General features: G+C 42.3%; 15 protein-coding genes and 1 pseudogene. 10 read left to right on the top strand and 6 right to left on the bottom strand.

Annotated elements, in window-relative coordinates:
* Window positions 1-81: 81 nt before the first annotated feature.
* On the bottom strand, window positions 82-2901 hold the full coding sequence (locus tag ACT29H_RS16075; protein WP_444822677.1) for a 2-oxoglutarate dehydrogenase E1 component: 2820 nt from the start codon (window positions 2899-2901) through the stop codon (window positions 82-84).
* 317 nt (window positions 2902-3218) lie between these two features.
* Here ACT29H_RS16075 and ACT29H_RS16070 point away from each other — a divergent pair, with 317 nt between their 5' ends.
* Window positions 3219-6116, top strand: a complete 2898-nt coding sequence (locus ACT29H_RS16070) for a PD-(D/E)XK nuclease family protein (protein WP_444822676.1) — start codon at window positions 3219-3221, stop codon at window positions 6114-6116.
* Between the two features lie 15 nt (window positions 6117-6131).
* Here ACT29H_RS16070 and trmD read toward each other — a convergent pair whose 3' ends face one another.
* Window positions 6132-6809 (bottom strand): tRNA (guanosine(37)-N1)-methyltransferase TrmD, encoded by a 678-nt coding sequence (gene trmD, locus ACT29H_RS16065; protein ID WP_444822675.1) that lies wholly within the window; start codon window positions 6807-6809, stop codon window positions 6132-6134.
* Window positions 6810-7082: 273 nt separating this feature from the next.
* On the opposite strand from trmD, the gene ACT29H_RS16060 reads away from it, so the two are divergent.
* The 4 genes from ACT29H_RS16060 to ACT29H_RS16045 all read left to right on the top strand — a co-directional run bounded on the left by ACT29H_RS16060 (window position 7083) and on the right by ACT29H_RS16045 (window position 14116).
* The gene (locus ACT29H_RS16060; RefSeq protein ID WP_444822674.1) at window positions 7083-9320 is read left to right on the top strand and encodes a DUF349 domain-containing protein; all 2238 of its coding nucleotides are present in this window, start codon (window positions 7083-7085) and stop codon (window positions 9318-9320) included.
* A gap of 132 nt (window positions 9321-9452) precedes the next feature.
* The gene (locus ACT29H_RS16055) at window positions 9453-11066 is read left to right on the top strand and encodes a CTP synthase (protein WP_444822673.1); all 1614 of its coding nucleotides are present in this window, start codon (window positions 9453-9455) and stop codon (window positions 11064-11066) included.
* A 102-nt stretch (window positions 11067-11168) separates the two neighbouring features.
* Window positions 11169-13028: a membrane protein insertase YidC gene (gene yidC, locus ACT29H_RS16050; protein ID WP_444822672.1), complete on the top strand. Its 1860-nt coding sequence runs from the start codon at window positions 11169-11171 to the stop codon at window positions 13026-13028.
* A 236-nt stretch (window positions 13029-13264) separates the two neighbouring features.
* Complete coding sequence (locus tag ACT29H_RS16045) at window positions 13265-14116, top strand: SDR family oxidoreductase (protein WP_444822671.1); 852 nt, start codon at window positions 13265-13267, stop codon at window positions 14114-14116.
* Window positions 14117-14288: 172 nt separating this feature from the next.
* Here the strand turns inward: ACT29H_RS16045 and ACT29H_RS16040 are convergent, their stop codons facing one another.
* From ACT29H_RS16040 to ACT29H_RS16025, 4 genes and pseudogenes are all read right to left on the bottom strand, one after another.
* Complete coding sequence (locus ACT29H_RS16040; protein WP_444822670.1) at window positions 14289-14678, bottom strand: VOC family protein; 390 nt, start codon at window positions 14676-14678, stop codon at window positions 14289-14291.
* 619 nt (window positions 14679-15297) lie between these two features.
* Complete coding sequence (locus ACT29H_RS16035) at window positions 15298-16743, bottom strand: alpha/beta hydrolase family protein (protein WP_444822669.1); 1446 nt, start codon at window positions 16741-16743, stop codon at window positions 15298-15300.
* Between the two features lie 88 nt (window positions 16744-16831).
* The gene (locus ACT29H_RS16030) at window positions 16832-17374 is read right to left on the bottom strand and encodes a hypothetical protein (RefSeq protein ID WP_444822668.1); all 543 of its coding nucleotides are present in this window, start codon (window positions 17372-17374) and stop codon (window positions 16832-16834) included.
* Between the two features lie 389 nt (window positions 17375-17763).
* Window positions 17764-17991: pseudogene (locus ACT29H_RS16025) on the bottom strand (IS256 family transposase); the annotation flags it as partial.
* Between the two features lie 252 nt (window positions 17992-18243).
* Between ACT29H_RS16025 and ACT29H_RS16020 the strand changes: the two are divergent.
* The 5 genes from ACT29H_RS16020 (at window position 18244) to ACT29H_RS16000 (ending at window position 23805) form a co-directional block, all read left to right on the top strand.
* The gene (locus tag ACT29H_RS16020) at window positions 18244-18990 is read left to right on the top strand and encodes a hypothetical protein (RefSeq protein WP_444822667.1); all 747 of its coding nucleotides are present in this window, start codon (window positions 18244-18246) and stop codon (window positions 18988-18990) included.
* Window positions 18991-19464: 474 nt separating this feature from the next.
* Entirely contained in the window at window positions 19465-20259 is a 795-nt protein-coding gene (locus tag ACT29H_RS16015) for a class I SAM-dependent methyltransferase (RefSeq protein ID WP_444822666.1), read from the top strand.
* A 236-nt stretch (window positions 20260-20495) separates the two neighbouring features.
* Window positions 20496-21743 (top strand): T9SS type A sorting domain-containing protein, encoded by a 1248-nt coding sequence (locus ACT29H_RS16010; protein ID WP_444822665.1) that lies wholly within the window; start codon window positions 20496-20498, stop codon window positions 21741-21743.
* Window positions 21744-21886: 143 nt separating this feature from the next.
* Window positions 21887-22774 carry a LysR family transcriptional regulator gene (locus tag ACT29H_RS16005; protein WP_444822664.1) on the top strand — a complete coding sequence of 296 codons (888 nt, stop codon included), beginning with the start codon at window positions 21887-21889 and terminating at the stop codon, window positions 22772-22774.
* A 74-nt stretch (window positions 22775-22848) separates the two neighbouring features.
* The gene (locus ACT29H_RS16000) at window positions 22849-23805 is read left to right on the top strand and encodes a YeiH family protein (protein WP_444822663.1); all 957 of its coding nucleotides are present in this window, start codon (window positions 22849-22851) and stop codon (window positions 23803-23805) included.
* Window positions 23806-24068: the final 263 nt, after the last annotated feature.

Below are 24068 nucleotides of genomic sequence, written 5' to 3'. Positions count from 1 at the left end.
ATCAATAGTCTAACTAAGGACCAATGATGGTTAAGTGCCTATTGGGGCACAACGTGACAAACCAACTTCCGGTTGTCATCATCAAATGGAAAATTTTTGCGGCGTTTCAAAATATTTATGTTGCTTCAATATCTCTGCCCTAGTTTTGCCTTCCACGCATTGCAACCCACAATACACATTATTATACTCACAATGGCACTTTTTAAATACCTTTCCAATAATTTCTCTCTGTCCGACAATATGCAGGCCATTGAGTCCTGTGGCGGGACTAGCACTGGCCAGGCGAGCCACCGGGACTAAATTCAGCTCCGGCAATTTATTATTCACATAAAACCAAGCCCCCATGTTTTCCGGTTCTTCCTGAACCCACAAATTGAGTAGTGCATTGGGATATTTTGCGACCACTTCCAATATTTTCTCTTTAGGGAATGGATGCAACTGCTCGATGCGTACCAATGCCACATCTCTGGCGTTAAGTTCTTCTTTGCGCTCAAGCAGATCGTAATAAATTTTCCCACTGCAGAACACAACTCTTTTAACATTTTCTCGATCCGTATTTTCATCATCCAGCACCTCTTGAAACGCCCCTTTTGCAAAATCTTCAATTCCCGAGACACATTTGGGATGGCGCAACAGGCTTTTGGGCGTGAATACCACCAGTGGGGTACGAAAATCCCGCTTCACCTGACGACGTAATGCATGAAAAAAATTGGCAGGAGTCGTACAATTCAATATTTGCATATTATTCTTGACGGCCTGACTTAAAAACCGCTCAATGCGGGCACTGGAATGCTCCGGTCCCTGGCCTTCAAATCCATGCGGAAGTAATAATACCAGCCCATTCCTCAATCCCCATTTTTCCTCCGCCGAGCTGATAAACTGGTCAATAATCACCTGTCCCACATTGCTAAAGTCGCCAAACTGAGCTTCCCAGATGGTCAATCCCTCCGGAATACCCAACGCAAAGCCATATTCAAACCCCAAAACACCATATTCGTTGAGTGGAGAATTGTAAACATTAAAGATTGCCTGCTTCTCATCCAGATGCTGAAGCGGGAAAAAGATCTCATCCTTATCTTCCAACGTAAAACCCGCATGCCGATGCGCAAAGGTTCCTCTCACTGAATCCTGACCACTGATCCGCACCGGGTGGCCCTCCATTAATAAAGAAGCATAAGCTAACAATTCTCCGAGCGCCCAGTCAAAATGATCTTCCCGAACCATTCTTTTCCGATCTTCCACCAACTTCTCCAGTTTACGGAAAAATTTTCTATCGGAAGGAAGGGTATTAATTTTTTTGGCTAACTCCAACAGTTCCTCTTTTTTGACACTTGTCACCGGTGACTCTGAAAAATCATCTGCCTCGGCATGCCGAAAACGATCCCACAAATCCTGCAAAAAAGGCCTGATATGTACCACATCCGTTTTCTGAGATTCGGCATACTCCACTTCCAGTATCTTGTTGAATTCCTTTTGAATTTTTTCAATGTCAGCAGGCGCAAGGACTTTCTCATCCATCAGCCTTTTAGCATATATATCCCGGGGATTGGGATGTGAAGCGATGGCTTTATAAAGAGTTGGTTGCGTAAAGCGGGGTTCATCCCCTTCGTTATGTCCGTACTTACGGTACGAAAGAATATCGATAAACACATCAGAGTGGAAAGTTTGCCGGTACTCTACCGCCAGTTCGATGGCATACACCAAGGCTTCCGCATCATCGCCATTGATGTGAAATACCGGGCTGCGCGTTACCTTTCCCACGTCCGTACAATAAGTGCTTGAGCGGGCATCCAGATAATTGGTGGTGAATCCAACCTGATTATTAATTACGATATGAATGGTTCCTCCCGTAGAATAGCCATTGAGCGTTGCCATCTGGATCACTTCATACACCACTCCTTGCCCGGCAATGGCTGAATCCCCGTGAATGATTATGGGAACAATCTTATTAAAATCACTGCTATAGGCATGTTCGGCCCGCGAACGCGTCAGCCCTTCTACCACCGGGGTCACTGCTTCCAAGTGTGAGGGATTGGGCAACAGACTCACCTTCACCGGCTGCCCCGAACGGGTATCTATAGAATTATCATATCCCAGGTGATATTTTACATCCCCCAGCGAAATGCTATCGTCATATTGATCGCCGTTAAACTCATTAAAAATATCAACAATGGGCTTTTTCAAAATGTTGCAAAGCACATTAAGACGTCCCCGGTGAGCCATTCCAATCACCACTTCCCTAATTCCCAACTGTGCCCCCTTTTCGATGAGTGAATCCAGCCCCGGAATCAACACTTCGCAACCTTCCAGTGAAAAACGTTTCTGTCCCACAAATTTACGATGGATAAAACTTTCAAATCCCACCGCCTCGTTCAGGCGATGAAAAATGCGCAATTTTTTATCGACTGTGAATGAGGGGGTATTGCGTACCTCTTCCATCCTTCTTTTTAACCATGACACCATCTCGGGATGACGAATGTAGAGATACTCAACCCCCACAGATCCACAGTAGGTTTGCTGCAAATGTTCTATAATATCCCTAAGGGGAACGGGACCTAATCCAATCTCATTTCCGGCCTGAAAAACGGTGTTCAGGTCGTCCTCGGACAAACCGAAATTCTCCACATCCAGCGTGGGGAAATATTTACGTCGTGACCGCACGGGATTGGTAGCCGTGTGCAAGTGCCCCCGTTGGCGATAACCATGAATTAAATTGATAACATTAAACTCTTTACCAACAATCCCGTCGGTTGAAAATTCAAAATTACGTGAGGCAAAATCAAATCCCTGAAAAAAATGACGCATACTGGCGTCCACCGACTCGGGATCCTTTTTATAATCCTCATAAAGTTTCTCTATTGCTTCAATGTCGCTGTTGCCGACAAATGAAAATGAATCCATAATTAATTGGTTATATAACTCTTTACCTTATAACATATATAGCTGGAATAAGGGAAACGAAATTAAAGTCGAACAAAAAAATTATCTTTGAAACCGGTAGTAGACCACAATATTATTATTCTTTTTTGGAAAGAACAAAGTACCAACCCTAATTATATCGTAAGAAAGGAGTTCATTGAGGACAACTTTTACCATTAATGGCAGCATCCTATCCGGATGGTTCTGAATGGATTTCGGTCAATTTTCTCAGCTTTTGTAAAGGGTGTGTTAACATACGCATTCTTTGATAAAGATAATACAGTAAAATATCATTCAATATGCAATTTTTTCTGGAACGTTTGGCTCAATACTATCTTCAAAAGTATTCAACAGATATATCAGATTTTTGTTTTGTTTTTCCCAGCCGCAGAGCAGGGGTTTTTTTCCGTCAATATCTGATGGAGATAAGTGATCAACCCTTATTCGCTCCGGAGATTCTCACCATTAATGATTTTTTCACCCGGTTCGACAAACGCCCTATTGCCGATAACATCAGCCTCATATTCAAATTATACAACTCTTATAAAGAAATCATTGACCCCAAAATTTCCATCGATGATTTCATTCCATGGGGTGACATGTGTCTCTCCGACTTCGACGATATAGACAAGTATTTGGCAGATCCGGATCAGGTATTCAGAAACCTGGCAGATCAAAAAGCTCTGGATGACGATTTCAGTCACCTCGACCCTGATCAGATAGAGGCCATCCGTTCATTTTGGAACACGTTTGACCCGAAACGACTGTCTCAACTGCAGAAATCCTTCCTCGAGCTTTGGGAAAAGATGCCTGAACTTTACTGGCATTTTAACGAAAGACTCGACCATGACAATGAAACCTACGAGGGGAAACTCTACAGAGCCGTAGCCAGAAAAATCAACGATAAAACCATCGAGGAAGTGCCCTACCCCCATGTGGTATTTGCCGGGCTGAATGCCTTGAACAATTGTGAAAAACTACTACTCAACTATTTAAAAACCAAAGGAATTGCAGCCTTCTTCTGGGATTATCCACAATGGATTCTCAACAATCCCGGTGCCAACGACGAAAAATACCCCTCTATTGGGGATCACGAAGCAGCCAGATTTATCAAACTCAATCTGCTGGATTACCCCATGCCAGATGATTGGCAGGGCCCCTACTCCGGCGGACCCGAGACCATTACCATTGCCCAGGCAGCCAACGACCTGGAACAAACACAAATTGCGGCTCAGTTTCTTAAGGAGATTCCCAAAACAACGGAAACAGACAACCCAAACAACCTGGTTAAAACGGCGGTGGTACTGCCCGACGAATCCCTCATGCTGCCGGTCATCCATGCCATTCCCGATCAATGGAATTCCATCAATGTCACTCTCGGATATCCATTGAAAAACACTCCGGCCTACAGCCTCATTAATACCCTTATGACCTTGCAGCACACCACCCGCACCACCAAGGAAGGGAAAACCTGGTTTTACCACCGACACCTGCTGGCCCTTCTACGACATCAATATATTTTCCCTTTGTTGGGAAGCTGGGGACGAGACTTGATCAATGAACTCATCAAAGCCAATAAGGTCTTTATTGAAAGAGGGCAAATACCGCAAAATGACTTCATCGATAAAATCCTGGAAAAAGTTGAGACACCACAAGCTCTGACACAATATTTTAAGGAAATCCTCGAAATAGTATATAAAAATCTCCAAAACAGACCAGACACCGATTTCGAACAGGAATTTGTCTACCACCTCTATCTGACCATAAAGCGCCTGGGCGAAATACTATCCAAACTGGAAGAGCCCATCTCTACCGATACATGGTACAGACTCTTCCGTAAGCTGGCCGATTTTCAGACCGTCCCGTTTAAAGGTGAACCCCTCAACGGGCTCCAAATAATGGGAATACTGGAAACCAGGGTCCTCGATTTCGACAACCTCGTAATCACCAGCATGAATGAAGGTATTTTCCCCCACGCCGCACCGCCCAATTCTGCTATTCCCTATAACCTGCGAAAAGGTTTTGGGCTGCCGACCATCGACAACCAGGATTCGATCTTTGCCTACTATTTTTATCGTCTGATTCATCGGGCTAAAAATGTAATCCTCATCTGGTCGGCTTCCGATGCCAACAAACAGGCCGGAGAAATGAGTCGTTTTCTCCATCAGCTCTACTATGAATACCATGGAAAAGTTATCACCCGCAACTATGTCCGGACCCTAGGCACCAAAGCATTACCCGAAATTCATGCCGAAAAAAACGAGCACGTTATGGCCCGGCTCGCGGCTTATCTTCAACCCAACCCACGTGCGCTTTCCCCAAGCGCCTTAAGCACTTACATTGAATGTCCATTACGGTTCTACTATAAATATCTGGCGGAGGCAAAAGAGCCCGAGGACATATCTGAGGATTTAGACCCTCGTATCTTTGGTAATTTATTTCACCAAACCGTAGAAGCATTGTATAAACCCTATATGGGACAAATCATTTCGACCGAAATTCTCCGACAAATCGCCAAACCTGAACACATAAGAAATACACTGAAGGATATTTTTGCGCTCAATGTTCCCTTCATTAAACAGAAGAACAGCCTCTTTTCCGACTTGCAAGGAAAAAACAGTCTGGTGTTCGAAGTATTGATGCGCTACCTGACAGGATTTTTCGAAAATGAATTAAAAAAAGCGCCGTTTGTCATCAAAGGGCTCGAACATTCCATGAGAATGGTTTTTCAAACGCCCAAAGGGCGATCGGTAAACATAGGGGGCAACATTGACAGACTGGAAGAAAAAGACAACATTCTGAAAGTCGTGGACTACAAAACCGGAAAAGGAATCAACCGCGTCAATGCCATAGAGTATCTCTTTGACACGTCTAAACATTCCGAAAATAAAGCGATTTTTCAAACCCTGCTTTATTCGCTCATGGTGGAAGAACAGACCCATCAGAGTCCCGACCTGATACAACCTGCTGTAGTATGGATGCGAAAACTATTTACCGACACCGACACCCAGCTCTATCTTCAAATCTCACGCGGAAAAAAAGAAGTGATCAACCTTGGATTGGTAAAAGAAAAAATGGTTGAAACATTGGGAATTCTGCTGGATGAACTATTCGACCAGCAGCTTCCCTTCCGGCAAACACCGCATGAAAAGAATTGTAGCTATTGTATTTACAAGGAATTGTGTCTGAAGGGTTAAAAAGATGAGGCTTTGCTATTCATCCAACAGGTCGGGACGAAGCTGTCGTGTCCGTTCCAGGGCTTGTTGCTCGCGCCATTCATCAATCAGCTTGTCATTGCCCGAAAGCAACACGTCAGGCACTTTCCAGCCATTGTAGTCAGAAGGACGGGTATAGACCGGTGGCGCCAAAAGATTATCCTGAAATGAGTCGGTAAGGGCCGATGTTTCATCTCCTATCACACCCGGCAACAATCTCACAATGGCATCCACCACCACGGCGGCAGCCAGTTCACCACCGCTCAACACATAGTCTCCTATCGAAATTTCATGGGTAATATAATGATCCCGGACGCGTTGATCGACCCCTTTATAGTGGCCACACAGCAGAATAATGTTCTCACTCAACGAGAGGCGGTTGGCTTCTTTTTGATCAAAGCGTTGACCATCCGGACTCATATAAATAATATGGTCATATTCCCGCTCCGACTTCAATTTGTCGATTACCCGTGCGATAGGTCCTATCTGCATCACCATTCCTGCTCCCCCGCCAAAGGGGTAATCATCCACCCGTTTGTGCTTATCCTCAGAATAATCCCGAATATCGTGTAAATGTATTTCTACCTCCCCCTTTCCTATGGCTCGCTTTATTATGGACTCTGTAAAAGGCCCCTGAAACATACCCGGAAACAGCGTGAGTATATCAATCCGCATGAGATTTTTTTTTGCAAAGATATAAAATTAGGCCAGATGCCTTACCCTATCTGAACAAGCAGAATACACATCCGTTTCATATCAAATAAAAGGACAGAAAATCAACCCACAAAAGACGAATCAATTGAATTAAAATGAAAGAAAACTTCTTTTTAATTACATTTTGATGAAAAATTGTTTGATGATTATAGTTTATTGTATAGTTTCGTAGTTTAAATATAAGTAAGTGATAAGCACCTATCGGCTTAATCGCCTCTTAAAAAAACGAGAAAGATGTTAGCCAACGATCTAAACAAATCATCTGACAAAGAGATGAATTTGAATTCAGAAAAAGCAACTGAAAATACGCAAAGCCAAGCCAACCATTCTACACCGGATCGCAACGTAGAAAAACCTGAAGAGAGTCAACAGGAAAACGCTGAAAATCGGGTCGTAGAATCATCTAATCCGGAGGAAAAGAACGCTGAAGAGACACAAAAGTCTGAAGCTGCTGATATTGCTCAGAGTGAACCCACTCCTGAAGAGGATCAACCTGCCGGAGCAAAAGGCGTGGAAGCAACCGCCGCACAATCGCAACCCAACGAGAATGAATTGGCCATTGGTGGCACAGAAGGCGATGCGCCAAAATCCGAAAAGGAACAAGGCGCTGAGGAAACCGTTGCAGAGCAGAACGACAACACAAATGAGTCGTCGGAAACCACAGCATCTCAACCGGTCGAAGAAGCAGCAGAACCAAAAACCGAAGCTTCGGAACAAGATAAAAAAGAACAAAATATACCTCCGGATGAAGATTACACTTCTCTGTCGCGGGAAGATCTCCTGAAACGGTACCACCAACTACTGAACGAGTATCCTGCCTCTGTCATAAAAGAACATCTGGAAAATATCCGAAAAGAATTTGAAAATAAAAGTGCGGCTGAACTATCCAAATTAAAAGAAAAGTTCGTGGCCTCCGGAGAGCCTGCCGAAGCATTTACGCCACCCCACGACGACCTCTCGGATGCTATGCAGGAAGCCATCCAGACATACCGCAAAAAGAGAGAAGAAGAGAGAGCCCGCATCGAAGAAGAGAAAAAACGAAACCTGGCAGCCAAATACGAAGTGATTGAAGGAATTAAAGAACTGGTCAATCGCCAGGAGTCGCTTCATCACACCTTCGACGAATTCCGTGCCCTCCAAAAAAGATGGCATGAAATCGGTCCCGTGCCGCAAAAAGAGGTACACGACATGTGGGAAAACTATCACCTGCATGTGGAAAATTTCTACAACTACATCAAAATCAACAAAGAGCTTAGAGACCTCGACCTTAAGAAAAACTATGAAGCCAAACTCGACCTATGCGAAAAGGCAGAGCAATTGCTTCTCGACCCATCGATTCTCAAAGCTTTTAAAACGCTTCAAAAATATCATGACCTATGGCGGGAAATAGGTCCCGTGCCAAAGGAGAATAAGGACGAACTCTGGGAACGCTTCCGTGCCGCAACGGTTAAAATCAATCAAAAACACCAGGAATATTACGAGGAGCTGAAAGAGCAACAATTGAAAAACCTGGAGGCCAAGAAAGAACTTTGCGAAAAAGTTGAAGCCATTCTGGAACTGGATCTAAAAAACTATTCCGAATGGGACAAAAACAGCAAAGCCATCATTGAAATTCAGCAAGTCTGGAAAACCATCGGCTTTGCCCCCAAAAAAGAAAATCAGGACATTTACCTCAGATTCAGAAAAGCCTGTGACCAGTTTTTTGAGATGAAAAGAGACTTCTTTAAGCGCCATAAAGAAGAACAATTGCAAAACATGCAACTCAAAAACGAACTGATAGAACAGGCCGAAAACCTAAAGGAAAGCACCGACTGGAGAAATACCACTCAGGAATACATCCGCATCCAAAAACGCTGGAAAGAGATAGGTCCGGTGCCTCGCAAACATTCGGATGCCCTTTGGAAAAAATTCCGCAGCGCCTGCGATCATTTCTTCAACCGTAAATCCGAATTCTTCAAGAATAAAGACGTAGAACAAGAACAAAACTTAAAATTGAAAGAGGCACTCATCGAAGAACTTAAACAGTTCGAACCCGGCGAGGATAATGATGAGACCTTCAAAACACTCCAGGATTTTCAACGCCGCTGGTCCGAAATCGGGTTTGTACCCATTAAAGAAAAAGACCGGATCTATAAGGAATTTCGAAGCCTGATCAATTTCCGCTTCGACCATCTGAACATGGATGAATCGCACAAAACGCTCCAGAAGTTCAAGAACAAACTGGAACAGTGGAAAATGGAACAACAATTTGAAAGCCGAATCATTCAGGAGCGAAATAAAATTATCAGCAAACTGAAACAGCTCGAAAATGACATTGTGCTTTGGGAAAATAACATTGGATTTTTTGCCAAGTCGAAAAATTCTGAAGCATTAGTTCGGGAATTCAGGAATAAAATTGAAAGCGGAAAACGGAACATTACCCTTCTAAACAAAAAACTCGACCTCATAGAAGAGTTGGAAAATGAGGGATAGGGAAGAATAACGCCCGCCCTCTTCTTTCATTTTATTTATTATGAAGTCATATTCCGGGTACTTTTTGCTAACTTTGTGGCTTAATATTTTTCAAAAAAAGCCCATTCGTTGAATCTTTAAATATTGAAAAAAGTGCCCGAAACACGTTATGTTTTTGTCACCGGCGGTGTAGCATCTTCATTGGGAAAAGGAATTATCTCAGCATCGCTGGCAAAATTATTGCAAGCCCGTGGTTATCATGTTACCATTCAGAAACTGGATCCCTATTTGAATGTGGATCCCGGAACGCTCAATCCCTACGAACATGGCGAATGTTATGTGACGGAAGATGGTGCCGAAACCGATCTTGACCTGGGGCATTATGAACGCTTTCTGAATGTTCCCACATCACAGGCCAACAATGTAACAACAGGGCGTATATATCAGAACGTCATTAACAAGGAGCGAAAAGGAGATTATCTGGGAAAAACCGTTCAGATTATCCCCCACATCACCGATGAGATAAAACGCAACATCAAACTTCTGGGGACCAAACACAAATTTGATGTGGTCATCACCGAAATTGGCGGAACCGTTGGCGACATTGAATCCCTCCCCTACATCGAGGCGGTTCGTCAGCTTAAATGGGAACTGGGACATCGAGCCATCGTCATTCACCTGACGCTGGTTCCTTATTTGGCCGCCAGTGGGGAGCTCAAAACCAAACCCACCCAGCACTCCGTTAAAGCACTGCTCGAAATCGGCGTTCAACCTGATGTGTTGGTTCTACGTACTGAAAAAGAGCTGACCACCGACGTACGCAAAAAAGTGGCGCTCTTTTGTAATGTGGATATCCGTTCGGTCATCCAATCCATCGACGTCTCTTCCATCTATGAAGTGCCGGTAAAAATGCAGGAAGAAGGACTGGATGAAACCGTCCTCGAAAAACTTAAGCTTCCCATCGAAGGAAAACCTGAACTTAAAGAATGGAAAGCCTTTCTGGAGAAACTCAAAAACGCTAAAAAAGGCATTCGCATTGCCTTGGTGGGTAAATATGTTGAATTGCCGGATGCCTACAAATCCATCATTGAATCACTTCATCACGCGGGCACCTATAACGATCATAAAGTAGATATCCGACTCATCCACTCCGAAAAACTGACACCGGAGAATATAGAAAACAAACTCAAAGATATTCATGGCATTCTGGTGGCTCCGGGATTCGGACACCGAGGAATAGAAGGCAAATTGGCCGCGGTTAAATACGCCCGCGAGAAAAACATTCCCTTCTTTGGTATTTGTCTGGGTATGCAGTGCGCTGTTATTGAATTTGCACGCGACGTTCTGAAACTCAAGAAAGCCAACTCAACGGAGATGGATCACAGCACTCCCAATCCGGTCATCGACCTGATGGAAGATCAGAAAAATGTTACCGACATGGGAGGTACCATGCGTCTGGGCGCTTATGAATGTCAGCTGAAGAAAAATACCAACTCGCACAAAGCCTATCAAAAAGAGCTGGTGCACGAACGGCATCGCCACCGTTACGAGTTTAACAATGAATTTCTGGAACAATTCGAGGCTGCAGGGATGATCAGTGCCGGTACCAATCCCGAAACAGGACTGGTAGAAATCGTGGAAATACCTTCGCACAAATGGTTTGTTGGCGTTCAATTCCACCCCGAATACAGTAGTACGGTGCTGAACCCTCATCCCATGTTTTTGGCTTTTGTCAAAGCAGCCATTAGCCAGGCCGATGAAAAATAAAGGCTAATATTTCAGCAGTTCGTGAGATTTTCTCATATTTGAAGCCGGCCAACGCATTTAACACTTAAAACTTGTTTTTTTAAGCAAAAACCGCAAGACTTTATGGACAAAAATTCAATAACCGGGTTATTTCTAATTACCGCTATACTCCTTTTATTTTATTGGGTCAACAAACCCTCGGAAGAAGAAATAGCAGCCAGAAAACGACAACTCGACTCTCTGAACCGCATCGAACAACTTAAGGCAGAGCAGGCTGTTATGAATAACGACAGCATCCATAACGTTGCTGAGGCTGCCCAAAGGATCCAAAAACCCATCCGTGATGACAGTTCCCTGATGAGAGCTGCCGGGATCCTTGCTCCCTATCTGGATGGAGAACAAAAGTTCTATACTCTGGAAAACGAAAAAATCAAAGTGGAATTTTCCAATCTGGGAGGGCGCATTTATTCCGTTCAATTAAAAGATTATAAAACCTTCAACGGGAGTCCACTGGTTCTCTTCAGCGGTGATGATAACCGCTACGGCTTTACCTTTACCTACAACACCCGCATATATAACACCAACGACCTCTTCTTTGATGCAGTCAACATTCAAAATAATGCCATATCGTTTGAAATAAGCGGTCCCGATGGTGAAAAACTGGCCATGAATTATTCTCTCACGGAGGATGGCTTTATGGTCCATCACTCTCTGGAAACACAAAATCTGGGCAACAGCTTTGCCACCCCGCGCAACACCCTCGATTTAGAATGGGTTCAAAACATGCCCGCTCAGGAGAAAGGAAGACAATTTGAACAACAATATTCAGGGATCTATTTCAAATATTATCAGGACGAGGTTGACGACATTTCCGGGAAAGGAGATAAAAGCGAAGATCTTCGTACCCCTCTGAAATGGGTCGCTTTTAAGGATCAGTTTTTTAGTTCTGTCCTGATTGCCAATAAGACTTTTGGCAGCGGCGTGGTTGAAACTCAAACCAACGAAGATGCGGCCGGCCCGTTGCTCCGGAAAAATCAAGCCGAACTGGCCATCCCCTTCCGGTTCGAGGACAACCCATCCGTAGAGATGCAGTTCTACTTCGGCCCCAATCACTTTTACACCCTTCGCTCCTTCAAAGATCTGGACCTGCATCAACTGTTACCGCTGGGGTGGGGAATATTCGGCTGGATCAATCGATATGCGGTTATTCCGGTGTTCAACTTCCTTGAAGGTTTCATCGGAAACTATGGTATTATCATACTTATATTGACCATTCTCATCAAATTGATTTTGTTCCCGCTCACCTATAAGTCCTATATGTCAACGGCCAAGATGAGGGTGCTGAAACCACAAATTGAAGAGATCAACGAACGCATTCCCAAGGAAAAAGCGCTGGAACGTCAGCAGGCAACCATGGCGCTGTACCGTAAAGCCGGAGTAAACCCCATGGGTGGATGTCTGCCCATGCTGCTCCAAATGCCCATATTGATTGCCATGTTCCGCTTCTTCCCCGCCTCCATCGAATTGCGGCAGGAGAGTTTCCTTTGGGCTTCCGATCTGTCCACCTACGACAGTATCTTTAATCTGCCCTTCAACATTCCCTTTTATGGCAATCACGTCAGTCTGTTTACACTGCTGATGGCCATCACCAACATCATCTATACCCGCATTAATCAGGAGATGACCCAATCGTCGGCTCAAATGCCGGGAATGAAAGGTATGATGTACATGATGCCGGTGATGTTCCTTTTCTTCTTTAACAGTTATGCCGCCGGTCTCAGCTACTATTATTTCATCTCAACGCTGATCACCATCGGACAAACCATCCTGATTCGCCAGTTTGTCGACGAAGAGGCCATCATGGCCAAACTGAAAGCCAATCAGAAAAAACCGGTGAAGAAATCTAAATTCCAAGCCCGACTGGAAGCCATGCAAAAACAACAAGCACAGATGCAAAAAGCCGGAAAAGGGAAAAGGAGATAGTTTAAGAAGATAGTGAATAGTATGATAAAGAAGGCCGGGTTTAGATAACTCGGTCTTTTTTTAATGAATTAAACAGTGAAACCATTTGCCACTCTATGATAGCAACTTAAATTCACCAACCTCACATCCAATCATATAAAACTGATAATAAATTGACACACAAATCAAATGTCCGGCCTCGAGCCTCTGACCTCTGGCTTCCGGCCCAACATTCGGATATGATAAACAATACGACAATGAAGATTTTAGTAGCCGGCGCAACCGGATATTTAGGACAATTCATAACACAGGAACTGATTAAAAGAGACTACGAAACAACAATCGTCGTCCGCAAAAAAGAGAAAGTAAACCTGAATGCTCCGAACCTTGAAATTGTTGAAGCACAAGTAACTCAGCCCGAAACATTGGCAGGTATTTGCAACGGGGTGGATATCGTGATCAGTACCGTAGGGATTACCAGACAAAAAGATGGTCTGACCTATATGGATGTGGATTACCGGGCCAATGCCAATTTGTTGGAGGAGGCGAAAAAATGCGGTGTTAAAAAGTTTATCTACATCTCGGTGTTAAACGGAGAAAAACTCAGACACCTAAAAATTTGTGCGGCAAAAGAAATGTTGGTCGATACGCTAAAATCTTCCGGATTGGATCACTGCATCGTCCGTCCCAACGGATTTTTCTCGGATATGAGCGATTTTCTTAATATGGCCAAAGGCGGAAAAGTTTATCTTTTCGGAAACGGAGAATTAAAGCTGAACCCAATTCATGGGAAAGATCTGGCTGAAGTGATTGTTGATGCCATGGAGCAGGACAAAAAGGAGATAAACATTGGAGGGCCCGATTTACTGTCTCAAAATGACATAGCCGCATTGGCTCTGAAGGCCATGGGAAAACCCATAAAAATAATCCATTTACCCGATTGGCTAAGAAAATTCGCATTGTGGTCTGTTCGTACTTTTACCGGGCCAAAAACTTACGGGCCCATTGAATTTTTCCTGACAACCATGGCCATGGATATGCAATCCCCTCAATACGGAATTCACAAATTGGAAGATTTTTTCAACGAAACGGCAAAAAAAATGAGTTGAATGTCATTACAACCCATCAATGGAATCAACTGAGAATGACGATTGGAGCCGAAAGCACCACCTGAACAACGATTCCAACAGAAAAGAAACGTCCCTCACCCAAAAAAAGAAGGAAACTTTTCCGAGTCAACCGGATAGCGCATAAACAATAAAGCAACCTCCTATCCTTGAACTATTCGGTAATTTCAAGCCGGTTCCCTTCGCAATCTTCTACCACACTCTCGTAATATCCGTCACCGGTAACTCGTGGCTCACCCAAAACCCGATAACCATCGGTTCGCAGCTGCCCTGTGAGACGGTCAACATTCTGACGGCTACCTACCGAGATGGCAAGATGAGTCAACCCCGGCGCAAAGGCACCATTCCTCTCCCCCTCCCCGATATCGGGATTATGCATCAACTCTATTCGGGTAGTCTCTCCTTCGAACGACAAGAAATAGGATGAGAATTTCTTTTGCGGATTCACATATTTGCCACTGCACAGGGCACCAAAATACCTGACATAAAAATCTCTAACCTTATCAAGGTCTCGTGTCCAGATGGCTATATGGTCTATTTTCATGGTACAATTCTTTTAACCCCAACAAAATTATACAAAGTTGACACAGATTGATTACCACCCCAATAATTTCGGACTTTTAAATCTGCATAAAGGTCTTAGACTTAATCATAAACCTCTTTAACCTAATCATAAACGTCGGAGACCTTAGCATAAACGTCGGAGACCTTAACATAAACCCCGGAAACCTTAGCATAAACCCCGGTGACCTTAGCATAAACCCTGGTGACCTTAGCATAAACCCCGGAAACCTTAGCATAAACCCCGGTGACCTTAACATAAACCCCGGTGACCTTAACATAAACCCCGGAGACCTTAGCATAAACCCCGGAGACCTTAGCATAAACCCCGGGGACCTTAGCATAAAAGCATTATCCCCCAACAATCGGGATTGATAAAGCAATTGAATACGGAATTAGCAGTAGCCATAAAATCTGACCCTCCACAACATCTATGTATCTCAGAAATGGGAGCGATTACGAACTGAAAGCGTTCAACCTCATCCCCGAAAACACATGTCTGATTAAACCTCACTGAATTTTGAGGTATTAAAACAGGTTAGGGCCCATCCTATTAAACAAGTTGTAGCGGCTCATACTCCTAAATATTGTGTTGGGTTGAATTATTCTTTTTGAATAATTTCAAATTCACCATATTTAGTTTTCAAGTCTGTTAAATTGGTTGGATGGCCCAATAAATACATGTCGAAAAACTGCAATAATGCATCGGTAGTTAACCTAAAGGCTTTGTATGGATTTATCGTTCCTGATTCGTTTATAAATTGTAAATGAACCATTAATGGAATATCCATAAAACTAGCGTGACCGCTATTTTTTATTTTAGCATCATAAAAAGCAATGGAACTACCATTTCTAAATGCATAGGTATTAAAATTTGGATGTGGGTATTTCCAGTCTGAAGAAATAATGAGAAAGGGTTTTGTGAGGGTCGAATCTATCATATCACCCCATTGAACGCCATCTAAACTAACACCTGCAACAATTCTGTTATTTTCCAGAATTGATTGACCTATCGCCGAACCGCCCTGAGAATGTCCGCAAACACCAATTTTATTTGTATCTATATGATTTGCCAAAAATGATGCTTTATTCCAGGTATCCAATTCATTAATTACCGAAGAAATATCCTTTGACCACCGTTTTGTTATTTCTGCAGCAATATAGTTTTTCAAAATATGATTTGATATTAGAAGTTTTTCTTCTTCAGTTTTAGCATTGTTAAAGTCTTGCCGGCTTTTCCACGCCAATTCTCCCATTTGTTGAGTACTGACATGTTTTTCATCATATTCTTTATGGTAGAGTTGAATAGTACCGTCCGGAAACAATGTTCCTGTACTTTCGTAGGTATGATTAATATTCATTACAATATAACCGTGACTTACAAGTTCTTCTATAATAGCATAATAACCGGAAGCTATGGAATAATAACCGTGGGAAAAAATTAAAACAGGGAATTTTCCGTTAGCTACTTCAGGCGATTTGTATGTGTGGGTTTCAACATAATCTAAATAATTGAAAGTTGATTTTGGTAAGCCATATTTTTCAGCAAAACCAATTCTTTCGCCATCATTTAAATAGGGTTCTTTCTCTTCATTTTTGACTTCTGCGGGATACCACACTTTAATCATCAGTTCTCTTTTATCATCACTATTTTCTGTGATTTTCTCCTCTCTGTCGGTTTTTAAATGAATATAATCTGAACCTATTTTATATTTCCCGGTAGGTGTTGGCAAACTAAAAACCGGCAGAACATAGGGCAAACCCCAGGCAAGTATCAATATTATGAAAAATGTTAATCCTCTAATTGTTTTTTTAATCCAACCTCCCTTAAAAAATAAAAGCTCTTTATAAAGACACCAAACTAAAATTAGAGTCATTAAGTAGCCTGGTATCATTTGCCATCTATAGCCCTCAAAAATAAAATGCAGAACAATTAAGCCTCCAATAATTATTAATGGAAACTTTTTGTTGAAACGATAGCCTCTGGTTGAAATATAAAAAGGAAAAACTGTGCTAATAAGTAGTAAAATGATTTCAAAAAGTCTCATAATTATTTTTTTGCACAAATATCGACCTCAAATGCTTAGATTCAAATAAAATGGAATAGACAAACGATGGACAAGCCTATTATTATGACTATTTAATATTTAAAAGCGTTGTAAAAAGATCATCATCAGAGGTGAGTCCTAACTTTTTCCTGAGCCGATATCTCGCTTTATTCACGCTACCTTGTGTTATATTTAACAATTGCCCTATTTCCTTTGAACTTAAATTTAACCTTATCAGAGCACACAACTTTATTTCATTTGAAGATATCTCCGGACATATTTTTTTCAGAGACTGACTAAAATTTGGATAAATTTTTTCAAAATTGGAATAAAAGGGGATAAGATTAGGACTGTTTGAACCAGATTGTGTTAATTGATATAGATAATCAGTTATATCTGTCTTTAGTTTTTTAATATTGTCCTCTAAAATTGATAATTTAAGTTCGTCATTTTTTCTTTCTAACTGATTGTATTTTAAAATCTTTTTTTCTTGCCTGGATTTGATCCTGGCAACTTGTTTCCTTCTTATATAAAAAGGAACCACGATGTATAAGAGGATGCATAAAGCTAATGCAGATATAAATAAAATGCTGAAAACAAACCAGGTGTCAGTATTAAATCTAAAATTCATTAATCAAGTGTTTTTTAGTAACATGTGGCGACATATAGTAGCCGGTGGCGCTGCTCTTTCTGCAACCTTACCCTATATAGGACAGCTCTAAAATTGACATTTTCTTTTTTTGAAACCAAAATTCCAAATGCATGTTCAGTGAATAAAATGGTTCTGTCAAATGCGGCTGAGGCACGAAGTCGTTTATATACCCTTGACAGGTTCTGAAGACGGCCTGTCTTTGCGATTAAGGTTTTGGATGTCACACCTTAAGGTTTAAACGCCCTTCAAATTGAATACACAATTGCTGTAGCGTTATTGCCCAGTTTTGAAGAAATTGGGTCCATTTCTTTTCAATATTTTCAGTGGTCAAATAAATTAACTTCAGAAGTGCCATATCGCTGGTAAATGCTCCTTTTGTTTTGATTACTTTCCTTTCCTAGCTTGTTACCGAAAGAACGTTCTTCTTCCGACAAATGATTTTCCATTTCTGCGGGAAGAGCGCTTTCCAGAAATTCCTTTATGATGGGCGCAAAAACGCCTCCTTCGCCTGAAAGTAATTTTCCACTACGTAATTGTTCTAAAGCCAAGTCGCGCAGGGCGCGATACTCGGGTGTTTCTTTTTTCTTGTCTGCCATAAACTGCAATATAAAGATTTATTAGTTTATGGACAGAGTTTAATTTACACTCTCATTTGAGGCCTCAAACGAACTTGATAGAACCAACTTGCTCACTGAATATGCATTTGGAATTTTGGTTTCAAAAAAAGAAAAATGTCTATTTTAGAGCTGTCCTATAAAGGGAAAGTCTACAGGTTACATTCATTAAATTGGCACATTTTACATAACACACAAAATAAACAAAAAACAACTATTTAAATCTTTTAAGTTATGAGTCAAATTGAAATTGGTAATAGCTATGCCAAATTTTTAGATTCTTTTTTAAATGTTGAAAACATAGATGATTTGAATTCATCAAAAAATGAAATTTCTAAATCTATTTACAAGCAAATATTTAAAATTAAAGTAGCTCAATGGAAATATAAAGTAAAGTTTAAAAGAAGGAGAAACATGGCTATTTCAGATTTGTTTCAAGATATAGTCGCATTTTATATTTCCCGATCTTTAGGATCAGACTTTGAAGTCATTATTGAAGAAAAAATTGGAAAATTGCAACCGGACATCCTAATTAAGTATAAAAACAAAAACATATTCATCTTAGAAATAAAAACAACCATTGGGTGGGACAGACGAATGCATGAGAAAGGTGGTAATATGGAAAAAAGAATTAAAAAATTATCTGAGGCAGCAGGAATTCCTGAGGATAATATTGTCTATATATTCATGTCTCCTTGGAATGTTAATAAAAAATTTGCTGCGAAATATTGGGATTTGCAGGAAGATCGCCCGAAAGAATTACCCAAAGAATTTCCATATAATAAAATACGACCATTATTAACTAATGATGACCCTTTTTACTGGAAACAAAATAGGAATTCAAGATATGAAGATTTCAAAGAATTCTCAGACCAAGAAATTGATAATTATGCAAAAAAAGGTATTGTAATACCGCTTGAATTAACAATAAATGAAATAAAAACAGCAGCATCAAAATGTAATTTTATTCATCCAAAGTAGGTATTATAATTAGTAGAATGATGCTATGAATTAAGAATGATTAGTGAGACAATTCGGTTTATGATTTAATCCGCAAGTTACAACTCATTCCAAAGCAATAGAGTCAGAAATGATCTTTTCTAAAGAAAGTTAAGGATAGAGTGTGACGTTTGAGGTGCAGAGACATCACATATCTAATTTTCCTCTGCGCCTTAGCGTCTCTGCGTTTAAAGAAGACATGAAACAGGGATATTATGGCACATTTTGAACCGTTATAAGCGCCTTGGGGCCACAACCGCCTTGGGCAGATCCTAAAAACTCCCTGAAAACCTTTTAGAAATTGGTTTCGAAAAAAAAATTCTACTTTAGCATTGTCAGAAAAGCCTAACTCCCCGGGCTCACGAACCAGCTTAATAGACATCAAGGGAAACAGAACTTCCGACCGAAACCAATCAACGGGTGGAAGAAATCTTACTAACAAAGAAATTCAACAAAATGGCCTTAAACTATATAGAAATCAACAAAAAGCTCTGGAACAAAAAAACGGAGATTCATTACCATTCCGAATTTTATGACGTAGAGGGCTTTATCCGGGGTAAAGACTCACTCAATCCGGTAGAGATACAATTGTTGGGCGACATTAAAGAAAAAACCATATTACACTTACAATGTCACTTTGGTCAGGACACGCTATCGCTATCCAGGCGCGGTGCCCTTGTCACTGGGGTTGATTTTTCAGACAAAGCCATAGAAAAAGCCCGTCAACTCAATGAACAATTAAATGCCAATGCCCGATTCATCCAATCAGACATATACCAACTTCCCGGGATACTTAATGAAAAATTTGATATGGTATACACCTCCTACGGGGTTGTTGGTTGGTTGCCGGATATGACCAAATGGGCGCAAATCATTCATCATTTTCTAAAACCCCACGGCGAATTTATCATGGTTGAATTCCACCCCATAGTTTGGATGTTCAGCGATGATTTTAAAAACATAGCGTATAATTATCTGGATTCAGGCCCAATAATTGAAGAAACGGAAGGAACCTACGCCGACCCGGATGCTCCGGTAAAAGAAAAATCGGTGGGCTGGAATCACGGATTGAGTAAGGTCATCGATTCCCTTCTAAAAGCCGGATTAAAACTTACTGATTTTAAAGAATTTAATTATTCGCCCTACAATTGTTTTAAGAACATGACAGAGGTTGACGACAGAAAATTCAAAATCAAAGGGCTGGAAGATAAAATACCATTGATTTATTCAATAAAGGCAATAAAAATTTAATTCAGCCACATTATTCCCGAAATATGGATTATCACAATAACCATATAACACTTTAAACACCACCAAAACAGAACAAAAAAGTCTGCATAAAGGTCTCCGTGCTCCGCATAAAGGTCTTTGGGCAAAGCATAAAGGTCTGCAACTTACTTACAAGAAAGGGCTATTTTTTTCCTTAAAGTCAAAAATCCATATCTTCGGAGCAACAGTCATCTCATTCATCTCAATTGATAAAAAAAATGAAGACCCAACGAATTATTCTGCTTTTATTTTTTCTGCCCGTAATGCTTTTCGGACAGACCATTGAGAAACCGCGGGGTTGTTTTGCGGGCACCAACGGCACGCACCCCGATGTTCTTTCTCACCCTGAGGCCAGAGGTGTTTTGCTCATGGAAAAGTGGTCGAACCTGGAACCCACGCCGGGTAGTTATAACTTCACCGAGTTGGATGCCAGGATAAAGACCGTAAAAGCGGCGGGGTTAAAATATGCCCTGGCCATTGCGGGTGGTGCCTTCGGAAGCCCCGGTTGGTTAATAGACCAGCTTAATGTGGCGTATCACGATTTCACCTATCAGGAACAAGAGTGGCGGTTGCCATTATGGTGGGATACCACCTGTTATGAAAAGTTGACAGAACTCATCACACAGCTGGGAAACCAATATGCCATGGATACCATGCTGTCGCATGTATATGTCACCCAAATGACAGTTAATGGGGTTGAAGGACATCTTAACGGCGTGGATATGAACCAATTTGTTGACGATGGTTACACCGATGAAAAATGGATTAGTGCTGCCAAAAACACCACTTACGCCTTTGCCAGTGCCTTTCCCGACAAGCCGATAGTTTTCGAAGTGCATGAAATAAACCGCGACACCATTGTTCCGGCCATCATCATGAATGATTTGCTGGATGATGCCGGTCTGTGTAAGAGAGTTGGTTTAGCCATGTGGTGGCTCTCGGGGAAAACATCTTACCAATCGGCACTGCTCGACTATATCCGTAATTTTGCGGGGGATAAATATGCGCAGGTGATCAGTCGTTCGGATAAACCTGAGAAATTTCAAGACAATTATTATGGTTCTGTTTTTTCGCAGGCTAAGGATTTAAACATCCGCTATATTGAACCCTGGCCTTATGAGTTTCAGCACCACACCTGCGACTCCCTGATGGAAGATTTTAATGCCTGGGCCGACACCCATTTTTCAGATTCCGACACTTGTACGCCTTCGGCAATAAAGGATGATGCTATTGTGCCAAACGCCAATGTTTCTATCTTTCCCAATCCCACCAAAGGACAAGTGAACATAAACATTGACAGCCCATACCGGGATATTGAAATCCAATTATTCAACGCAAAGGGTGAGTGTTTGTTATCCGCCTGCAACACAACTGAATTAAATATTGAACCGTTGCCCCGGGGAACTTATTTTCTTAAGCTATTGATTGACGGCACTACGGTAACCAGGCAAATCATTAAAGAGTAACATGCATCAACCTGCGCCAAAACCCGTATATTTCCATCCCAAAAAAGAATGATACCAATGCGAAATAACGTGGCCGGCATTAGTTTGCCCGGGCCGCTGAATGGGGTACATCAGCCAATCAGTATCATCATCAACAGAGTGACATGGACTACCGCGACACCGTATTTATAGCCGTTGCCGAAAATCTGAACTTTTCCAAAGCAGCCGAAGAGCTAAACATCAGTCAGCCGGCGGTGACCAAACACATCCGCGAGATGGAAAACCGGTACAACACCAATCTGTTCGAACGGAAAGGCAACAAGGTCTATCTGACGCCTGCCGGCGAAAAGGTGTACAACCGTTTTAAAGAGATTGCCCGCAAATACCGGGAACTCGATTTCGAAATCGGACAATTGAACCACCATATCTCGGGGACCTTTAAGCTTGGGGCCAGCTCAACCATATCGCAATATGTGATACCGCGGGCCATTGCGTCGTTTCATAAACGCTACCCGCAAATCGAATTAATCCTGATGAATGGCAACTCCTTTGAGATGGAAAAACTACTGTTGGAAAATCAGATTGATATGGCACTGGTAGAAAATCACACCTCGCAGGCCGGCATCAGCTATAAAAATTTTCTGGACGACGAGCTGGTGGTGGTCACCGGCGCCAACAGCGTCTATGCCAAACGGAAGCAGCTGACATTAGATGAGTTCAGGCAAATACCCATTGTATTGCGCGAGCAAGGTTCCGGGACACTGGAAGTAATTCGCGAAGCACTCTCGCGGCATGGTATAGAAATCGGAACGCTCAACACCCTCATTCACCTGGGCAGTACCGAATCGATAAAGAATTTCCTGCTCGACTTTGATGGTTTGGCCATCGTTTCGGAAAAAGCCGTAACAACCGAACTGTATCTGAAAACCCATGTACAGCTAAAGGTCAAAGGCTTTTCCATCCATCGCCGGTTTCGCATTGCCTGTAAGCAGGGACACAAGAGCCGGCAGGTGGAATTGTTCGAAAATTTCCTAGCAGACTATAACTTTTAGTTATCATACCCAACTATTTTGTATTTGCTTTGGTCATAGCGTACCGGTAATTTTGGCCGGCAAAAAACAGAGATATGATTATCGCAAATGCAATTATTAGTGTCAGGAATAAGGGAAAAGAATTCTTTGGAAACCACGAGCGGCTATATGCAATCGTTATAGGGTGTTGCTTTCTTCCGTTTATATCGCCGGCCATAGCGTTGTTTGCCGGACTCCTCTTTTCGCTGCTGGGGATGCGGCACCGCAACATCCACCAATACACCTCCCGCATTCTGCAATGGTCTATAGTGCTGATGGGCTTTGGGATGAGCCTGGAAGAGGTAATCACCGCCTCCAAAAGCGGGTTTGTGGAAACGATAATCTCGGTAACCGGGGTTATGATGACAGGAATATTTCTTGGCAAACTCTTTCGGGTGGAAAAAAACATATCGCTACTGATATCCACCGGCACGGCTATTTGCGGCGGCAGTGCCATAGCGGCGGTAGCACCCATACTGAAAAGCGAAAATTATCAAAACTCGTTTGCATTGATGGTGGTCTTTGTCCTGAATGCGGTGGCGCTGTTTATCTTCCCGGCCATTGGTCATACGCTTGGCTTAAGCCAGGAAACCTTCGGCAACTGGGCAGCCATTGCCATCCACGACACCAGTTCGGTGGTGGGGGCCGGCGCAGCCTATGGCGAAAAAGCGTTACAGATAGCCACCACCGTCAAGCTCATCCGGGCATTATGGATTATACCGCTGTCAATAGTTATCGCCCTGGTAAACAAAAGCGGCAAAGGGGCCATCAACTTCCCCTGGTTCATACTGTTTTTCGTGGGGGCCATTCTTTTTGCCAATATTTTCCCCGAACTGCAAAAAAGTTACGCCCACTTCTACTGGCTGGGCCGTCGCGGCATGGTGGTCGCCCTGTTTCTCATCGGCTCCAACATCACCATCGGTCAGATAAAACAATCGGGTGCCAAAAGCTTTGCTCTGGGCATCTCGTTGTGGGTCATTACGGCAACGGCGTCATTGGTACTTTTAAAATAGATATTTAGATGTAAGATTAGATTCTAAGATGTAAGATTTTTAGATTTAAGAGGTAAGAATTCCGAGGATATATATGGAAATAAGTTGATATAAATTGAAATAAGTAGCCTTAATTTCTTATAATCTAATATCGAATCTCTGGTTGGCTTCAAATGCTCCTCCTCGCTCACCCCCTAACCCCCTGAAGGGCATTGCTGTAAACTTAAGTGGCTAAAAGGTTGATAATGAAATGATAACGCGAGGGCAAACGGAGGCTTCCGCCT

Source organism: Thermophagus sp. OGC60D27, from assembly GCF_052400625.1.
Classification (GTDB): domain Bacteria; phylum Bacteroidota; class Bacteroidia; order Bacteroidales; family Marinilabiliaceae; genus Thermophagus.
Note: the sequence above shows the minus strand (reverse complement) of the source record. Positions and strands in the feature narration are given on the sequence as shown.